This window comes from Pseudomonas sp. PvP028 (assembly GCF_017832255.1).
Lineage (GTDB): Bacteria > Pseudomonadota > Gammaproteobacteria > Pseudomonadales > Pseudomonadaceae > Aquipseudomonas > Aquipseudomonas syringae.
This window is the reverse complement of sequence record NZ_JAFIBL010000001.1, coordinates 4,146,734-4,164,696: the sequence shown is the minus strand read 5'-3', so window position 1 is coordinate 4,164,696 and position 17,963 is coordinate 4,146,734. Positions and strand designations below refer to the sequence as shown.

At 53.7% G+C, this 17,963-nt stretch carries 11 protein-coding genes; 4 read left to right on the top strand and 7 right to left on the bottom strand.

Annotated elements, in window-relative coordinates:
- Positions 1-11: 11 nt before the first annotated feature.
- Complete coding sequence (locus tag JOE34_RS18435; protein ID WP_209996376.1) at positions 12-1,139, bottom strand: AAA family ATPase; 1,128 nt, start codon at positions 1,137-1,139, stop codon at positions 12-14.
- A gap of 135 nt (positions 1,140-1,274) precedes the next feature.
- On the opposite strand from JOE34_RS18435, the gene JOE34_RS18430 reads away from it, so the two are divergent.
- Positions 1,275-2,270, top strand: a complete 996-nt coding sequence (locus tag JOE34_RS18430; RefSeq protein ID WP_147461996.1) for a Shedu anti-phage system protein SduA domain-containing protein — start codon at positions 1,275-1,277, stop codon at positions 2,268-2,270.
- A gap of 417 nt (positions 2,271-2,687) precedes the next feature.
- Here JOE34_RS18430 and JOE34_RS18425 read toward each other — a convergent pair whose 3' ends face one another.
- Genes JOE34_RS18425 through JOE34_RS18415 form a run of 3 tightly spaced genes read right to left on the bottom strand, consistent with a single transcriptional unit; the run spans position 2,688 to position 6,393 of the window.
- On the bottom strand, positions 2,688-4,652 hold the full coding sequence (locus tag JOE34_RS18425) for a DUF3732 domain-containing protein (RefSeq protein WP_209996367.1): 1,965 nt from the start codon (positions 4,650-4,652) through the stop codon (positions 2,688-2,690).
- Positions 4,649-5,137 carry a three component ABC system middle component gene (locus tag JOE34_RS18420; protein WP_054998283.1) on the bottom strand — a complete coding sequence of 163 codons (489 nt, stop codon included), beginning with the start codon at positions 5,135-5,137 and terminating at the stop codon, positions 4,649-4,651. Before JOE34_RS18420 ends, JOE34_RS18425 begins: the two co-directional genes overlap by 4 nt.
- Positions 5,134-6,393, bottom strand: a complete 1,260-nt coding sequence (locus JOE34_RS18415; RefSeq protein ID WP_054998282.1) for an ABC-three component system protein — start codon at positions 6,391-6,393, stop codon at positions 5,134-5,136. Before JOE34_RS18415 ends, JOE34_RS18420 begins: the two co-directional genes overlap by 4 nt.
- 434 nt (positions 6,394-6,827) lie before the next feature.
- Here JOE34_RS18415 and JOE34_RS18410 point away from each other — a divergent pair, with 434 nt between their 5' ends.
- Positions 6,828-9,626, top strand: coding sequence for an SEC-C metal-binding domain-containing protein (locus JOE34_RS18410; protein ID WP_209996365.1), 2,799 nt, complete (start codon positions 6,828-6,830; stop codon positions 9,624-9,626).
- A gap of 185 nt (positions 9,627-9,811) precedes the next feature.
- A complete protein-coding gene (locus tag JOE34_RS18405; RefSeq protein ID WP_245227038.1) occupies positions 9,812-10,411 on the top strand; it encodes a hypothetical protein in 600 nt (199 codons plus the stop codon).
- Between the two features lie 166 nt (positions 10,412-10,577).
- Here the strand turns inward: JOE34_RS18405 and JOE34_RS18400 are convergent, their stop codons facing one another.
- Positions 10,578-11,573, bottom strand: coding sequence for an aldo/keto reductase (locus JOE34_RS18400; RefSeq protein ID WP_209996363.1), 996 nt, complete (start codon positions 11,571-11,573; stop codon positions 10,578-10,580).
- A gap of 265 nt (positions 11,574-11,838) precedes the next feature.
- Between JOE34_RS18400 and JOE34_RS18395 the strand changes: the two genes are divergently transcribed.
- A complete protein-coding gene (locus JOE34_RS18395) occupies positions 11,839-13,206 on the top strand; it encodes a hypothetical protein (protein WP_209996361.1) in 1,368 nt (455 codons plus the stop codon).
- A gap of 278 nt (positions 13,207-13,484) precedes the next feature.
- On the opposite strand, the gene JOE34_RS18390 is transcribed toward JOE34_RS18395, so the two are convergent.
- Positions 13,485-14,855 (bottom strand): hypothetical protein, encoded by a 1,371-nt coding sequence (locus tag JOE34_RS18390; RefSeq protein ID WP_054998278.1) that lies wholly within the window; start codon positions 14,853-14,855, stop codon positions 13,485-13,487.
- 121 nt (positions 14,856-14,976) lie between these two features.
- Positions 14,977-17,961 carry a DEAD/DEAH box helicase gene (locus JOE34_RS18385; RefSeq protein ID WP_209996359.1) on the bottom strand — a complete coding sequence of 995 codons (2,985 nt, stop codon included), beginning with the start codon at positions 17,959-17,961 and terminating at the stop codon, positions 14,977-14,979.
- Positions 17,962-17,963 lie beyond the last annotated feature (2 nt).

The following is a 17,963-nucleotide window of genomic DNA, read 5'->3' as shown; positions in this document are numbered from 1 at the left end:
GAACGTACATTTCACATTCTGAAGTTGATGAGCTCATCCGTGAGGCGACGCATCTCCCGGGCTGCATGGGAATCGGGGGCAATGTCGGCCAAAGAGTGGAAATAGCCATAGCCTTCCATGAACGCCTTATCCTTGTTAAAAATCTCGATTGCGACCCTGTGGGCTGCCGTCAGCTCTGTTGTAAGGGTGGGCAGCTCCAGTTCTTCGATAGCCTTAAGGATGGTCTCTCGACGCCGAGTATACGCATGCCGAGCATCTTCAAGCTGCGCTCGTAGCGAGTCATCCAAGGTCGGCAGATCGCCGACGTACTCTTCCAGCTCTGGACTGACCGCACCTACATCGTTGTTCGTAATCAGGCCAAAATATACGGGCGATGTTTCCCGGCACCTGATGCGTCGCAATGCAGCCGCAAACGCGTCTGCGCTTTGGATAGACATGAAGCAGTGGCTGTCGAGAACGATCGCAACGAGATCCGCGTATCGACGGATCAGCTCAATGTCTACGTTTACGTCGATCAGAACGTAGTCGTACCGTGTGATAAGCTCGGACAGCTTTTCGGTAGCCTTCTCCTTGTGTTCGACAGTCTCAATAATGTGGCGGTACAGGAATTTGGCATCCTCACGATCTTGCGGAGGAGCGAGGGTCACATTGTCCCGGATTTCTTTCTTCATCCGCTTGATCGCCGCAGGGAAGGTGATCAACTCACGCTCATCGTAGAAATCGATTTTACTTACCAAACTACCAGGTTGGGGAGACCTTCCAGCACCGCGCATTCGGCGATAGACCCCATCGTCGGTAACAATTGCAACCCGGTAAGAAAGGTCAACCAAGCAGGCCGCAACGTTTACCGTTAGAGGCGATTTCCCAACCCCGCCCTTGTACGAAGAAATGGATAGCGCTCGTCCTAGTGGTGCTGGTGCTAGCAGCGGCTTCAACTCTTTAGGCATGTTAAGGCCTGCCCTGGCGAAGAAGCTCCAAAGTGCAGCCGGAGAGGGAGATCGGGTCGATCCCTTGTCATTCAATGTTTCCCATGAGCGCCAAGTACGCGGATCTACGTGTGCCCACCGAGCAGCGTGTTTGACCGAAATATTGGCTTTTTTGCGAAGCTTTCTGAGCTGTTTGCGCTGCTTGTCGTTCATCGCTGCACTTACCTGATTGGTCTGGAGCCTCAGGTTAGCGAAGGATGGGTGATGAAGAAATTATGAGCATTGCTCCTATCCTAAACACAGCTTGGCTCCTCAACCGGCCTTGCTACTTGAATCCGGCTGGTTGGGGTGATTCAATCACGCGGCATTAACCATAGATTGTCGGTGTACGGTTTAGGTTTTCTGGCCCTCGAGGGGACGCCGGAGCTTATGGGCGGCGACAGAGCTCATCAACTGCCATTACACGCAACAAATACAGAAGGAGCATTCAAGTTGGCAGATTCCGATGATGAATTGATAGAATGTTACCGTCGACTTTTAGATGACAAACCTCCGGCTGGTCGACAAAAAGAGCAAGTCGTTCAAGATTTCCTAGAACTGCATACCCGATTCATTCCAACCCCTAATCTGCTAAATCACCAACTGCACTTTGAAACCATACTCACGAAGTTCGCACTAGGCACCGACCACATATCCGACTACTGCTATATCACCAGGAGTTCGGGGCGTTGGCGAATCACGCTTGTTGAATTGGAATCCCCAGACAAGCCTATCTTCAATAAAAATGAAGAGAGCCCTGTGTTTTCTTCAAAGTTTCACGAAGCTATATCTCAAGTGCAGAGCTGGAAAAACTTTATTGAGGAGTCAAAATCATGCGTAACTGCACGTTTTTATCCTCTCATGGCGATGTTAGATAACCCTAAAAGCCCGGTGGAGTTTAAGTATCAGCTAGTCATTGGGCGCTCAGCCAACAAGAATAAGAATTACGAACGGAAGCAGGCCCTGCATCGAAAAGAAGTCGAGACCGAGATTGATATATTTACCTATGACCAGCTTATCGACTACTTCCAAGTTGAAAGAACAAAGCTTGTAATGCGTCGCGCCAAAAATGACAGGTTTGAGTTAAAATACATGCATTTCCACCCGCGCAAAATTTTTGCTTGGGTGGGGCCCGATACGCTAATTTTGAGCCCAGAGCAAAAAAAGGAATTATCAGAAGCCGGGTATGAGATTGAGAAGTGGGATAATCACGACCTTCTTAAATACAGTATCAAACTAGCAGAGTCCACAGGAAGAAAAGAACGACTAGATCTTGTAAGAAAAGTACCGCCGCTTGGAACGTAGGGTGCAGGACTCAGTGACCATAGCTGCAAAGCCCTGGCTAGGTTGTTGTCGAAGGCCTATCGGAGCGCAGCGTCCGTTTGGAGGGATAACTTTGGTTGGAGTACTGAGGAGCCAGCCTGGAGCCAATCGCCCGCAGATGAAACTAATCAAGGCATATCTCAAATGCTGTTTTTTGGGCTACAGCTGATGACCCCGACGGCGATTGATGAAATACCTTCAGGCGGGCGCTGTGGAATCATGAGCTGATGTTGGTTTCCAGTCTGGCGATCCTTGTGCCTATCTCTCAGCCAGTGCTCATTTCCAATTTGGATTACCAAGCTACGGCTGTGTGCTTTGCCCAGAACACTTGCACAAAGGAGTGAGCATGCCGTGCGTCACTCCTTAAGCGCTCGATAGGGCGGTGTATTCCAATACCCGTTAGCGTGTTACCTCATTTTTGAGAGGCCAGCCTTCCGGCACCAATGCAGGAGGTTTGCTCCAAGGAGCTTCCACCAGCGACTTTTGAAACCAATCATCGCGGAGATTGGCATGCTCGGTGATGATGATCTGGAAGCCTGGAACGTCCTCGACCGTGAACTGGTACAGCAGATTAAACAGCTTACGTACCGAATCCATGTCAGCATCGGATTGCTCAGTATTCGTTACCGTACCGTCGACCGCTTTGTAGGATTCCTCTGAGGGGAAATACACTTGGGTTGGCTGGTCGATCACCAAGAAGCGCGGCATAGGTTGATTGCTCTTGGCGCAGTACCAATGCAGGGCGAGCAGTGCAGAAAGATGGTAGGCCAAGTAATTCTCTCCGCCGCCTGTTCGTGACATAGGCACAGAGCGCTCTGGGCGGTCGAATATGATGGTCAGCTTCTTCAGGTCGAATCGGGCAGGGTAGGCACTGAACTCAGATTCGAACCGCTTGTTGTAGAGATTGAATTGCGCCGAGATGCTATTCAGGATCGACGCAAGGCGGTCGTCTGCATCGACGTCTGCCAGTGCCTTCTCAAGCTCCTGCACGCGCATTTCCCGACGGCGATAGTCGGCCTCTTGCTGTTTCAGCGAATTGTCAGGAACAAACCCTTCAAGGAAGAAACTGATGCGCCCCACGACATGCTTGGCAGCGTCGCTTTGCTTCTGTGCGTTCGCCAGCAAGGTATTGGCGGCGATGGCGGCTGTCAGCTCTGCTTCCTTCTCGACAATCGAATTGGATGTGTTTTGAAGGCGTTGGTTTTCCTCCGCGAGATAGCCCTGAATCTGCGGTCGTTGGCCCATCACTGTCTGCATTTCTGCCTCCAAAGACGCCAGTTCGCTGATGAGCGCTTGAGCAATGGGGGTGTCCATGGCCAGATTTTTTTCCGCAAAAGGCCACTGCCATTCGCCCGTCGTAGCATTCTTTGGAAGCGACTTGATGGATAAGAGGCGGTCGATATGTTCCGATGCCTCGCTCTGGAAGCCGCCGGCACGCCGTTCGAACAGCTGACCCGCCTCAACTTTGGATTTGATTTCGCGCCTGGTCTTGCGCAGCCTGGACAGCTCAGCCTCCAGCTTGGGTACCTTGTCCTCAGGCTGGGCATGCGGTTTGGCGGGAGTCCACTGCGCAGCTGCTTTGAGGGCAGTAATGATTTCCTCGACCTCTGCAATGGAGGAGTCTTGAGGAATTATCCCTACGGCCTTGGCTTCCGTCAGCAGTACGATGGCCAGGTTTCGGTTGTTGCCGACGGCTTGCTTTGCCTGCTCCAGCAGCTTTGTCTGGGCTCTCAGGTCTCGCTGGGCTGTCCGGAGTCTGGTCTGCAGCTCGTAGCGCTCATTGGTTGACGCGCCCAGCAGGATAGGCAGCGTATCCTTGATCGCCTGGGGTTGAAACGGCTCGTTCTGGCGATAGAAGAGCTGATCCTTGTTAGTGACTAAGCCTTGTCTTTGAAAAAGGTAATAGTACGAGTGCTTGATGGAGGCTTCGTAGCTGTTACGCGTGTGTTCTTGCGCCACCTCTGTGCGGTTTTCCGGAATGCCAAGTTGACGTGACAGCAACGAGGTGACAGCGATGTCATCCGTGTTGACCACAAGCTCGGAAAACTCAGGGGGCTGCACAAATTCCCCGGTACGTGTCATAGCAAGGCTGCAGCTCGCGCCGCCTGATCGCGGGGTCGGCTTTGCCACCATGACCTGCACGTCCGGAAATTGAAAGATCACTGCGAACCACGACACCTTGTCCTGGATCACGCCATCCGAAACGTTGAAATTCGATTGGCCCATGCAGTATTCGATGATATCCGAAAGGGCTGATTTACCTGTCGATGAGCGGCCCGTAATGATATTGAGACCGTCGACCTCGAAGTTGACATCGCGGCGCTGGCCATCGTGGCTGTATACAAGGATGGAGCTGATTTTCATGGTCGAATTCCAAAAGCGGTGTAAACCGTAACCCTGTCTGCAATTTTGGCGAACTCTCGCCCCAGCAAAGCCGCTGCGCGCTGGCACGCCACTGACTCCTCGGTGCCATCGATGTCAGCCTTAACCCTCCTAGCTTTTGGAAGGAGTCGACCCTGTGGAGTGACTTCGAAGCAATCGGTGTGGTGCGCCAACGCAAATGCCTCGAAAGTGAACGGCAGCATTTCCGTTACCCTCTCAGCCAGGCCGATTTGCATCTGGGGGTACGTCTCCACTGTCTTGAGCAGGTAGCCCTTGTAGTGTTTGAGCAGCGCGCTTCGAGATTCGTGGTGGAGACTCAATGGCAACACAAGCAGTGACATCGAAAAGGGCATGCCCTTGGGATCTATCACTGCATAAGCTTTGAGCGACCGCAGCAGCACCACCGCGCAGAAGGCTGGATTGAACAGGTTTTTGGTCTCAAAAGGACGCTGATCCCAGCGAATCATTCGGTATCTCCAGCGGCCTTCGACAGGCGATCCAGAAGCTGTGGATGCCAGTAAACGGTGGGGTAAGGGCGCTTGTTGGCGAGAATCTGAAAGCTGCCGCGTAGGACATAGGGCTCAGTCACGCGCGCCCGTATTTTCAGGTGAGCAAGCTTCTGGGCTTCTGTTTCAGCCCAGGTGTACAGCTTCTTGCCTACCGCAACCAGTTCTGGATCAGAGCATTCCTCAATCGGTGCGTCGAGCGCATCATCGAACAGAGCGTCCTTGGCGCGCTCCCACTCATCCGTCAGGCGCTTTTCGTAGCGGATGATTTCTTCGGAGCCCACCAGGCGCTGTCTTGCCCAGACGGAGCGTTGCTCAAATGCCCTGTAGTAGTCCAGGATCGCATTGCGGATGCGGCTGGGGCTCAATTTCAGATCACGGAGTTGACTCACGAACAGCCGGTTATCGGTGCTCGCATCGACGGGGGACGCGGGTGTCGCGTCCTCAAATGTGATGGGCAGATTGTCATCCTTGTACTCTTCGCTGAAGGCGAACAGTTTCTCTGAAACGTCCCGGGCATAGACCGGTTCGCTCTGCGGGTCACAGAGCATTTGGATGGTCAGATCATTCCACCATCCCTCAAGTCGTTCGAAAACAGCGTCCCTGTGTTCGAGGCGAATGGCTCGCATTTTTTGAGTCTTGATAAGTGCCGGTAGATCGTCGATCCGAGGGGAGTTATCAATAATCACGATTCTCGATACGAAGTCCTCTTTCTCCATCGTAGTCAGCTGCGAGAGCAAGTCTTTGATCTTGGCGAACGATTTTGCGTTGCTGATGGCAAGCGTGTCCTCTGTCAGTTGCCAGAGGCTTGGATGAGCCTTGGTGGTGTCCGCTCCGTAAAGGAAGAAATTCAAGAATGAGTCCGGCGCGACGGACGAGGTGGTGAAAAGGAAAAACTGATAGTCAGACTCAACCCGTCCATTGGCGATGTAACGAGTTAGCCAGATATTGACCGACTTCCAGAAATCCACAGACAGGTCAGTCAGCCGCGCTCCAGCAGCCTTATGTTTGAGCGAGCTCAGTGTCTTCTTACCGGAGGACTCCAAAAAATCGAGGTCGTCTTCCTTTTCGATGAGGATTGCGATGTCCTCGGGAAGCTCTAATGCCTGATACAGAGCAAAGCGAGGCTGGAAAATGTAACCCAGTCCTTGCTCTCTGGCGCTGTAGGGATCACTAGTTTTTTGGTCAGCGGGGTCGTTGCCTGCGAAAGAACTCATTATTTAGCCCATGCTCCAAGGTCGATCATTCGGAGCCTTCTACGCCAAGAATGGCGGCGACCCACGACGAATCTGCGCAGGGCGATGGTCGCATCGAGGTTTAACGCGCGTAACAGCATTCTTTCCATGATGGACATCACCTAGCCAAATCTCCTTTTGACGTATTCTGATTTGGCTGGTGGCATATGGCAATCATAAGCGAGGTTCTGTCTTTGTCAGAGCTGCACTTTACGATGAGCATGCCCAAATATAGGCATGCTTATTGAGCTCCGTAGAGCCGAGGCTCCGGAATAGTTGCAACCTTGGCATTGTTGATTGAGGGCTCTTGAATCGCCTAGTGCTTAGCGGAATGCCCCTGAAATGGTGCGGAGAAAGCGGCGCTCTGAACACCCGCATAACGAACATTTTCTACTGAATCCTGGAATGGATATCCTATGAAATCGAATGACCAGACACATCCCGATCTCGTGCTTGATCCCGCGCAACTTAAGCGGATCGAATCCGTACATCGGGGGTTTCTCTATCAGCATCTGTACGCTGTCGGCTGCCTCTTTCTGGCTCAAGCCTCTGGAGTGAAGGAGGTTCTGGTCGAGTTGGATGAGGACGTGGAGCTCAGCACTGATGCCGGCCGGGTGTACGTCCAGGTTAAGACACGCTCCCGCCCCCTGATGCCTGGCGACGCCGCAGGCGCATTGGAGCGGTTCGAGCTGATCCGGCAGGAGGACGGGCCAGGGCTGCGCGCAGGGAAACCATTCTTCGTGATCGTTGCTAACCAACCGCTCGGAGAAACCCTGCAGAACGAAGTGGATGAGGACAAGACCTCCTCGGACATGATTTACCTTTACCCAGAGTCGAAAGCCGCGCGCCCAGATTACCTTCCACCTGCGTGGTCGACTTTAGAAGAGGCCGCGCAATGGTGCGTGACCCAGGCTGAAAAACTTAATTTCTCACTCCTTTCGCCTTCTGCTCTGACTTGGAAAATGGCTGGCTTGGTGATGTTGGCATCTGCCGCCGGGGACGGAAACATCAGACACGTGTTCCGTAGCTCGGAGCTTCCGAGCCTTTTTGAGCAGTTGATTGTGCAACTGCAAGATTTTCCCACGCCGCTCGCCTCATACAGGCCACAGCAGAACGAGCCTACGTTCATATCGGATGAGCGGGTTCGCATCATTTGCGGCTTGTCGGGCGCGGGGAAAACTACGTGGGCAGCCCATGCTGCACTGCTGAGCCCAGAACCATGTGCCTACTACGACGTCGGTGATCTACCTGGGCCCGCTATTGCAAGCTCACTCGTCCGGGAATTAGCTTCAAAGTATTCCAAGCGAGACCCGGAAGGCATCCGGCAAATCCTGTTACCAGGCGCTAGCGGTTACGAGGCGATTACAACGTTTGATCGATTTATGGAGCAATCTGGCGCTCCTTTGGTCGTCGTAATCGACAATGCCCATCGCATTCCCGTCGCAAATCTGCGAGATCTTCTGAACGCGACTCGCCATATCCGCTTCATTCTTCTCTGTCAGCCACATGAAAATATACGCGAGCTCGAAGCGGTCATGGCATTGCGGCGTGAGACGCTGCCGGGGTGGGATATCGACACAGTAGCTCGGGTGGCTAGTACAGCGGGCGCGTTCGGTAGTGCCCAAGCATTCGAACAACTACGGATCTATTCAGGCGGACTGCCCCTATACGTCGATAGCGCCATTACGGTTGCCTTATCAGAATACGGAGGAGACATCGAGGCGCTTTGCGCTGATCTAGCTCAGCAAGCGAACGTGGTGGAAACGGCTCAAGAAGTTATCTTGGCTCGTGTTTACGATGGTTATGACCAGGTGACCCAGAACGCCCTAGCTGTCGTTAGCCTTGCAGATACGGGGCTCACGCATGACGAGGTCGTTCGCCTGCTATCGGCCACGCTTAAGTTGTCACAGGGCGGGGCAGCTGCGGCCATCAGAAAAATCCAGGCGACAGGGACAGTTGAGGTCTTTGGCGCCAAGACACTCAAAGTCCATGATGCCATCCGTGCACTAGGTCTACGACACTTGGAGCTCATGGGGGAGGGTGTGATCACCGCTGGGTTGTTGGCGCTGAAGGAGCTGCTGATCCAGAGCCTAGAAAAGCACCGTGATACTTCGCGGTTTTCACTTCTTACGCGGGTGTTCATCAGACTCAACGACGTGATGACGCTCATTGGGCTGGCAGGCGAGGAGCTGTTCTACGAGATGGGGGTGTCGGTCGATATCACCTCCAGCTTAAAGCAGGCGCTTGAGGATGGTGGTCTGAATCCTCATCAGGCTTTCTGGGCGCTCGATGGCCTTGTGTTTTCATTCATGCGCGAAGGGCGCTTCGACGAAGTCAGCGATCCGTTGTCCGCAATGGAGCAACTGCTCGATGTGCACGGATTCGGATTTCGCGAGCAGATCGCATGGGCAATGAGGAAAATCCTGTTTGCTTCAGACCAAGGTCATGAAGATGAGGTGACGCGGGCCGTGGCGTACGCCGCACCAAAAATACCTGATGCAGATCACCAACGGGTATTTGACTACAACCATGCTGTTGCCCTGGGGAAGCTCAAGAAAAACAAGCAAGCTGAGGCATTGTGTAAAAAAGTAGCTGATGAGTATTTTGAAATTCTGGGGCTGACGCCTAACGCCGTCATGGGCAAGAATTCGGATGTCCTTTGGACGGTCATCAAACAACCGGCTGACGTCCATGAGCACATCAAGCATCTTGCCGATACTCTGGAGGTCTACGCCAAAGCCCGAGAGGCTCAGGGGTTGCATGCCCCTCTGCAACGTATCCATGCTATGAAATTCTACGGGATGGTAGAGGGGTATGAGTCGATCGTTCGGGTGGGACAGGATCTGGCTGATGAGTTTGTCGGTGTGAAAGACTTCCAGGGCGCCAGAGAAGTCATGGAGCAGCATGTTCTGCCAGTTGTTGCCCGAGCAGGCCTGATTGCGCGGATGGTGCAGGTCAGTAGTCAGTATGCGGTGATCCTGGCGTGGTGTGGCGATCACCGAGGGGCTATTGCTGAAATGCACCGCTTGGAGCCTTACCTAGAAGGGTTGGACGTGGTTCAAAGGCATGAACTCGAGGGTCAAACTGCCCTAATCGCCGGTATCATCAGCGAAGCTAAACGTGTGGCAGCTAGGCAAACAATGGTTGGGGTAGCACGCAATGAACGGTGCCCTTGCGGATCGGGGCTTAAATTCAAGAAGTGCCACGGCGCATAAACGGGGCGCTCAGCCAGACGGCCCGCCCCTCAACCCCATTCGTACCTGATCTCAAAGATCAACGAGGCAGGGCCCCTGAGGGGGCGCTGCCGACGGGTGAGTGTTTGGTGGTAACCTGTTCGGGAGCTTAGATCTGCAGATAGTTGGCATACCTAGCGTTCAAAGGTTCAGTCACTTAGAGGGACATGATGCCCGGCAATACAGAGCAGCTGGTACCACTGAACGACGCCGAATTCTCTGAGATGATGGAGGAGTTCGACCGGGCAGGGGCGTGGATGATGCATCAGCTGCAAGGGCGTAAGTCGATTATGGAAAAGCACGTCATAGGACTGGAGCGCCAGAATCTGGCGGAGCTTGAGGTCATAGAGCGGTTAGCCGACTCTGTCGGTATTGAGGCGTTCGAAGCTGAGGTTCTTCGCTTGGCGGGGCTTCATGCTCTCAACCCTGAAGCAACGATTCAGGCAATCTCTGTCCAGGTGCATCCCAGTATCATCGGCATAAGCGACTCAGTGTTCCAGGTGCTACGACGCCTGTGCGATACGCTCGTTGAGCGTGAGCCGGCGTTGTTGACGCGCCCGAGCTATCGCTGCCGTAACGCTCAGCATGCGGCCCTTCCTTGGGAGCTATGGTTGGCCTTGGTCAGACATGCTCGCGAAGCGTTTGACCCAGCAGGGCTGGATGCGGAGTTTTTGGCGGGGAAACTGCGTGAGGGATATTCGACTCAAGAAGCCTTCGACGCGCTTATCTCATCAAAGCGCGTGAAGGGTAAACCCGGAGCCGATTGACGATCGAAGGGCGGCTTCACTATGGGAGGTTATTCGAACTGATTATCCAAGCGGGCTGCGATCCACTGGATCAACTCACTTGAACCTGCAAGCTTCGCCTGATTGGTGTTGCAAATGAGCCCATTCATCAGGGTAGGTAAGACCGTGATGAATGGGGCAAGTGTGCTCAGGAAAACCCAGTTACTGCGTGAGGGACGTAGGGCTGCTCCAAGCGGGCGATCTCTTCCTCGCTTAGCACGAGATCGAGTGCCGCAATGGCATCGTCCAGTTGCGCAGGCTTCGACGCGCTAACGATGGGTGCCGATACTCCTTTCTTCCCGAGCACCCAGGCCAGCGCTACCTGAGCCATGGGCACGCCTCTCTCTTTAGCGATCTGCTCTACAACTGAGATAACCCGACCGTCCTCAATCTCGGTTGCTTGGAAGAATGACTGGCCGGAAATGTCGGTTTTAGTGCGTTCGGTTTGCTGACCATGAGGTCGCGTAAGGCGGCCTCGCGCCAGTGGGCTCCACGGCATCAGGCCTACCCCTTGATCAAGGCACAGCGGAATCATCTCTCGCTCTTCTTCGCGGTAGAGCAGATTGACGAAGTTTTGCATCGACACGAACTTGCTCCAGCCGTGCACTTGAGCGGTGTGTTGGGCTTTGGAGAACTGCCAGGCGTACATGGATGACGCGCCAATGTAACGAGCTTTACCGGCCCTCACGATGTCGTGCAGGGCCTCCATGGTTTCCTCGATCGGAGTGTCGTAATCCCATCGGTGGATCTGGTAAAGGTCTACGTAATCTGTCCCTAGCCGTTTCAGGCTGGCGTCGATATTGGCCATGATGGCTTTTCGGGACAACCCCTTTTCGTTGGGCCTTGTAGAGCCTTCCCACATGTTTGCTGGGTAGAAGACTTTCGTTGCGATGACGACTTCGTCCCGGCGGGTAAACTCTTTGAGAAGCTTGCCTACAATGCTCTCTGAGGTGCCAGCGGAATAGCTGTTGGCGGTGTCGAAGAAATTGATGCCTTGCTCAACCGCATGCTTGATGATGGGCCGGCTCTGGTCTTCTCCAAGCGTCCATGGATGAGTACCGGCATCCGGATCGCCAAAAGTCATACACCCGAGACACAGCTTGGAAACGTCCAGTCCAGTTGTGCCCAGTTTGACGTACTTCATTAGCGCTCTTCCCCTTGATCTGGATTAGGTTCGACCTACTCGCTGGTGGGCGTTGTGGCAGTTCACGTGCCCTATAGTAACTGTCACCAACACTTAGGTGCCCCAAGGGTATATCTGTTCACGCATCGATCAAACACGGCAGATGGATCGAGAGCTGTCTTGGAGGAGGGCCCATAGCCTGCTCAGGTGGGCCTCTCAATGGCGATACTCAACCATTTCTCCCCAGTGGTAGCATCCTCATCCCACATCTTTCGAAATGCTGACTATGGCTCGGACGCAGCAAAATCTCGCAACCCTTCGCACGTCTTTCGCCGCTATCCTAGGTGATCGGAAAGATGATCAGAGTGATGCCAAGATCCCGGATCTCTTGGCCAAACTTGGCCTGCCAGACAACCCCGGCAGTCCCAGCAAGCGACAGCATTTAGCAGGTGCGGTGTTAAAAGCCACCGACGATCAGCGGATCGAAGCCGTGCAACGTGTTTTGCAGAGCATTGGATTACCGGAACGTGAACGGGATGTCCTTCAAGAACTGTTGTGGGATGACGGGACTAGCCCAACCATTCCTGCGCGATACCGACGAGATCTGGCAAAAAGCCTCGAGCAAGTTGACTTGGCTTTGGATCGGGCAGGGTTTGAGGAGGTGCTGAGTACATTCTGGCAGATTGATGACCGGCCTTTTCTAGACTTCGCGAACAAGACGCCAACCCTGCGTGACGAGATTATTCGTCATTACATCGACAACCCAGACTGGGACGCTGTGGCCCTTTTCGACAGGCTCGGTGCATACAAATGCACTGATGCTCGATTCTGTCGATTCGTGGAGGCACTTGCTTCCTCGACGGTCAGGCCCGATGAGTCTCAGCAGCGGGTTTTCATTGGAGCTGTGGACGCCGCCTTGAAGCCGTGCGGCATTCATTTCTATACGTCCAATGGCGCGGACGGCTACCTCACGTCTACTTTGGTCGCTATCGGTGGAGCAACACAGGCCTCCCCGAAAAACCTTATTTTCGGTTCCCGAAAAAAGCCAGACTTGCGCTTAGGAAATGCGCTGGACAACGACATCGAGGTCGTTCAAGGAGCAGAAGATGTCCTCATGTACGATCGCCCTATCGGATCGGAGGGGCTTCTTTGGAGGGATCTGCAAGCTTGGTATGCGCACACCCGTGGGCTCGCCGTAGAGGATGCCAAAGTAGCGCTATACCGCCGGCTAGAGGCTAGCTTGCCCGAAAACTCACCGCCGCAAGCCCTAGCGTTCACATGTTTTTTCCGTGCGTTTCAGAAAGACATCCCGAATTTGCCTGCGCTCGTCCCTGAGGTCTGGTTTCACTGGGATCCGCAGACATTTAAATACCGCGGGAAAGAGGCGCTGCTCAGATGCCGGATGGATTTTCTCATCCTGCTTCCTGGTGGTGTGCGAATAGTCATAGAGGTCGATGGCCAGCACCACTATTCGGAAAACGGAAAGGCGAGTCCAAAGCTCTATGCAGAAATGATGGCAGCGGATCGAGCACTCAGGCTGGTCGGTTGCGAGGTTTATCGTTTTGGTGCGGAGGAACTCGGACGACCTGATGCCGACCAAATGCTCATCGACTTCTACCGCGCGCTATTCAGACGTTACTCGCTGCTTGGATGACACGGAGGGTGGGGGTAACCGTGCCACCGAGCTGCGGTCTGGCGCTGACGCTAGCTATCCTTTTGCATTGCCTCGCCGGGAAAGTTCCTGACTGGTGCCTACCTTGTACTTAACCTCCAATGTCGAAGAGATGACTTTGCCGGACGAGCACATTGCAGGTGTCGATGTTTGACAGCAGGAGGTCGAAGACCACTCTGCTATCAAAGCGCTTGCCCTAAGTAGGCGTCTCTTTAGGAGCTGAACCGATCGATATCGGTCGATTCATCAGTCCAATTGCCTCAATCGTCTTCATCTACGTTTTCTGGGGCAGGGCGCACCCACCCGTGGGTAGCGAAAAGCTCTAAAACATCAACATACTGGGCTTCCGCCCTTCTACGACGAACTTGCTGGTAGAAGCGATTTTTCGCATCGTCAGTGGGAAGATTCCGAACCCCTGCATCCCGGAGCAAACCGAGCAAAAATCCGGGTGTCGCGCCAGCATCCCAGCATTGGGAGTTGGTCATGAGCTTATCCAGCAGCATATCGAGCTGCCCGCTACTTAGGTGTCCAGAAAATGGAGCTAGCAGCCTTCTGAACCTTCCTTCTGACCCACGAAAGCTACCCGATTCTCCATAGGATTTGACGGCCGGAACCCATAGTTCAGATACTGGCGATATAGCGATCGCTAGCACCAGTTGGTCTTCATCCATATTGTCGATTGCGTCCAGCAGCGCCTGCCGAAAGGCGGGGACTGAAACGCCGGCCAATATTCGAAAATCAGGCGCATTGGCCGGATCAAAATTTGCCGCGGTTTCTTGCAGTGCGGTTTGTGTGGCCGGCTGCAATTGATTCCAGAAAGCAGGTAACGCTGCTAGAAATGCTATTGACCGCGGGCGAGTCAGCGGCTCGGAGTTATCAATCAACCGTGAAATCGTCGTAGACAGATCAGGCCATGCATCAGGCGCTCGGTCACGTAAGGCTATCAAGGAATGGCAAATCTTTGCCTGGTGAGCCTCCCATTCTGGTGGGACGCCCTTCAATAGTGATTTGGCTAATACCGTGCCGAAGTTCTGCACATTCTGTATCTTGATTCGCTTCAAATAGCGCTGATCTACGTAGTTGTGGACACGGTCTGGGTCTGCCGGAAATCCTGCGGACTGGACATCCAGGCTGAAGATTTCGTAAATCGCTTTGCCTTGGCGAGGCTCACGAGACAGAACGCAATCAATGACGTTTACCAGGTGAAGTCTAACCAGTTCTGGTGATGGCTCAAAAAGCGCTGCCTCGGCCGAGAACGCCGGATGTGCGCACAGGTGTCGATCTTGCCGTAGACGCCCCAGATGCCGCTTGGCAATCCCATCAATGACCTGGGTCGTATCCGCGGCGTGATCAAGTATTTCAGCCTCTAGGCTGAGCAACTTTGGGATATTGTCTGCCACCGTCGCGGCATCCCATTGCCTGATGAACTCGGTAGCTGCTGCGTCGCCTTCAGCGCTGATTTCGCGATATTTAGCTATCAGATCGTAGGCAAGTGCCACCCATAACGAGGTGAGAGACCCTCGAAGTGCGCCGGCCTTGTAGGCTTTTACGGCATCTAGGAAGTACCGTTTTGAAGCTGAATTGCGAATTTGGGTTACTAAGATGTCCAAATCGACGAAGCCAATGTCCATAAATATCCATGTCCTGCCATTGAGATGATGGTTGAAAGCTGTGCTCTTGGCCTGAGCTCGTCAGACTCGAGTAGCGTTAGCAATTACAAAAAATGGCCCATCACATATCAGGGCCCAACGCTCACAGATTGCCGAGGTCGACGAGTGTGTTGTTGTAGACCAGGTCGCCCAACACGGCATGCCACTGCTCTGGAAAAGCGTTCATGGCTCTGAGGGCTGTTGCTTTGGCGTTTGACGGATCAACGACGGTGCCATCACGCTTATGGACATCACCTAACATGACGTAGGCTCTGCGGTGTCTTACACCCGCGGTCGCGAAAAGCTTCCCCTCACGGGAAGGCACACCAAACTTAAGGTGTTCGGTAAATGCCGTCACCCCTTCATGAATGACGATTCCACGCTCCAGCAAAATACGAGAGAGGAGGGTGATGCCTTGTTCTACGATGCTCTCCAGCGAATATGATGTCGCGCGCGAGTGAACCGCCAACAGGTCATCGACTTTCAACTGCGTTGATTCAGCGATTCCGTAAAACGATGCCCCCGCCATCCACAGACGCACGATTTCAAAAAACTTAGGTTTTACCATCACGGGGTGCTGATTTTCATCAAGCCGGAACGCGGACTTCACATCACTCTGCAGCTCTTGATCCTGCCATGCCCATTCAAGAATCGTGGTTCGAAGATCATCTGAGGAGGGATCCATTGGCGCTGACCAATCCGCCAGGGCTGGAAGCAATAGTTGTTCTACAGATGCGAGCAGCCGAACCTTGGTACCCGTCTCTTTGATCCACGCGAGCTTGCCCTGCGCACGTAAAGACAGCAGACGTACAGCTCGGAGTTCGAACACAGATCTCAAGGTGCCGGCAGATCCGGGTGGCTGCTGATGCGCCGCGAATGTGTGTGAGGCCAGATCCGTGGCCAGCCTGACGAAATCGTTGTCCCCAAGCTCTTCCCCAATTAGCTCCAACAGCGTCGAATCCACTCCGTCCACAAGAGGATGAATAACGGCATTGGCCTCTAAGAACTCATTGGTAAGGACAATATTGTGGATTGATAAGTGATTTTCCAGATTCCGGATCAGTGTGCGCAATGCGCCCCTCAGAGTCTCGCCGGGGCCGGCTGTCGCCACCGGCTCAACTAGACTCCATTGGTCGGCATTGGCGCAGATGACCAGCCCTTTGGTGTTGGCACCTGCGCGTCCAGCGCGCCCTACAAGGTTTTTGATATCCCTTGCGAGCATATCTACCGGTTTGCCCTTGCCTTGACGCCGCTGCACCGAATACAGCACCAAGGATCGGATAGGTAGGTTCACACCTTCAGCAAGCGTACTTGTGCAAATAACGAGGTGGATATGGCGCTCGCGCAGCAACTCCTCGAGCACCTCGCGGGTCTCCTGGGGAATGTCCCCATGGTGAAGGACTGCTCCATTTCTTACTGATCGTGCCCCAATCCAAGACGAGCCAAATTCAGCCTCCAAATAATTGATTCGACTTTCCAGTTTTTCCAGGTTTGCAAAAGCGATCGGGTTGGGCAGTGAAAGCGGAAAAGATAACTGGGCGATTAGCTCCTCAGCTAATCCTATCGCCCCTTGATTTCCTCTTTTATTCGCTGCAAAAACCGCAGTGGTTCCCATCGTTAAGACCTTGCGGGCCGCTGCAATCGCAAGCGTCTTAACTGAGGTGAACGTGTAGGTTTTGTTCCGGCCTGTGGCGGGGTTTATGTACTGAAAATGGCTTCGATCCAGAAAACCGTAAATACCATATTGGCGCTGATCGGGCTCATGAGGGTGCATGTCGAGACGAACTGATTTTGACGCGCCCGCCCCCTTAGAGCGCAACACTGCAAATTCGGCAATGGCGGGTCGATAGGTGCTTCTGATAACCGTCTGTTCGTTCCCCCCCAGCCACGCGTTGATTTCTTCGATGTTGGGAACGATCGCTGACATGAACACGAAGCGGATCGGATTGATGACGCGTGCTTTCATTCGTGCGAGAAGTAATTCGAGCCCAATGCCACGACCTGAGCTATCCAGAAGATGCCCTTCATCACAGATCACCAGCGATACACGTTGGGCGAACGATGGGTCAGCGCTGAGAACTCCGGACAATGATTCGGGAGTGGCGACCAATGCGCGTATTTGCTCCAACCCGTGCATCTCGTCCCGCGAAGGGACGGTGCCACCATAAGCGCAGCGAGACGGTAAACCCATTGCGTTGAGTCTGCGTACAAGTGAGCTTCTTAGCTCAGATGCCAGCGAGCGATAAGGCACAACCATGATTGCGACATGCTGCGGATTCAAGTTGAGGTGCCAGTAAAGCAAGGTTTCGCACAGCGTTGTTTTGCCCGCGCCGGTGGGCATCTGCAAAGCATAGCTTTGGTTGTTTTCGAGCAATCCACCCTGGATGGCTTGTATCTGCGAAGGGAAAAACTCCCAAGTCGATGGCTTGCGATCAAGGAAGGAGTTGACCAGTGGTGTCCAGAATGGATTCGCGCCTTGGGGTAACACCGCACGGACATTTGATGCATGGAATCGAGTAAGGAGCTTACTGAGCAATGCAGCGGCAACCCAAGCGTCTGGCCCTTCCAGCAGAGCATCTTTTTCGACCTGAACGGCCGCCTCGACATCACTGGCGAGGGCCACCAAATTACCGGTTCTCAAGTGTTCCTGCAGTGCATGTGCTGCCGCAGATCGCAGCTGCAGTGGACGTGCCAAAAAGTCGTAGCATGCAGCTCTCAAGCTCTTAGGTGAGTCAGGGATGGCCGATTGGCGCATGGCGAGGCAGGCGGAAGCCGGGAATTCTCCGAAATAGAATGCTGCAGCTGCGAACAGGGCTGCCTCGTCTTGGGCGATTCCCAGCTGTACCAATTGCACCGATGGCAATTCTTTTGAGAACTGAAGGAAAGCATTTCCTAGCTGAGCCCAGTCAGCGCTAGAAGTGTCTGTTCCGCGAGCCGCCTCGAAAAGTTCACCAACCAGAGATATGTAGTAATCCTCAAGCCGATTGCTGATGCGTGCGAGCTCCATCGGCATCTGTGTTATCGAGAAATGACCAAGATGACGAGCCATGTCTGCGTTATTGATCCACGTTTGAAGTGCGGCTCGCATGG

Coding starts and splice junctions, on each gene's coding strand:
- JOE34_RS18435 (WP_209996376.1), bottom strand. CDS start 1,139: ATGAACGACAAGCAGCGCAAACAGCTCAGAAAGCTTCGCAAAAAAGCC.
- JOE34_RS18425 (WP_209996367.1), bottom strand. CDS start 4,652: ATGAAAATCAGCTCCATCCTTGTATACAGCCACGATGGCCAGCGCCGC.
- JOE34_RS18420 (WP_054998283.1), bottom strand. CDS start 5,137: ATGATTCGCTGGGATCAGCGTCCTTTTGAGACCAAAAACCTGTTCAAT.
- JOE34_RS18415 (WP_054998282.1), bottom strand. CDS start 6,393: ATGAGTTCTTTCGCAGGCAACGACCCCGCTGACCAAAAAACTAGTGAT.
- JOE34_RS18410 (WP_209996365.1), top strand. CDS start 6,828: ATGAAATCGAATGACCAGACACATCCCGATCTCGTGCTTGATCCCGCG.
- JOE34_RS18405 (WP_245227038.1), top strand. CDS start 9,812: ATGATGCCCGGCAATACAGAGCAGCTGGTACCACTGAACGACGCCGAA.
- JOE34_RS18400 (WP_209996363.1), bottom strand. CDS start 11,573: ATGAAGTACGTCAAACTGGGCACAACTGGACTGGACGTTTCCAAGCTG.
- JOE34_RS18395 (WP_209996361.1), top strand. CDS start 11,839: ATGGCTCGGACGCAGCAAAATCTCGCAACCCTTCGCACGTCTTTCGCC.
- JOE34_RS18390 (WP_054998278.1), bottom strand. CDS start 14,855: ATGGACATTGGCTTCGTCGATTTGGACATCTTAGTAACCCAAATTCGC.
- JOE34_RS18385 (WP_209996359.1), bottom strand. CDS start 17,961: ATGCGAGCCGCACTTCAAACGTGGATCAATAACGCAGACATGGCTCGT.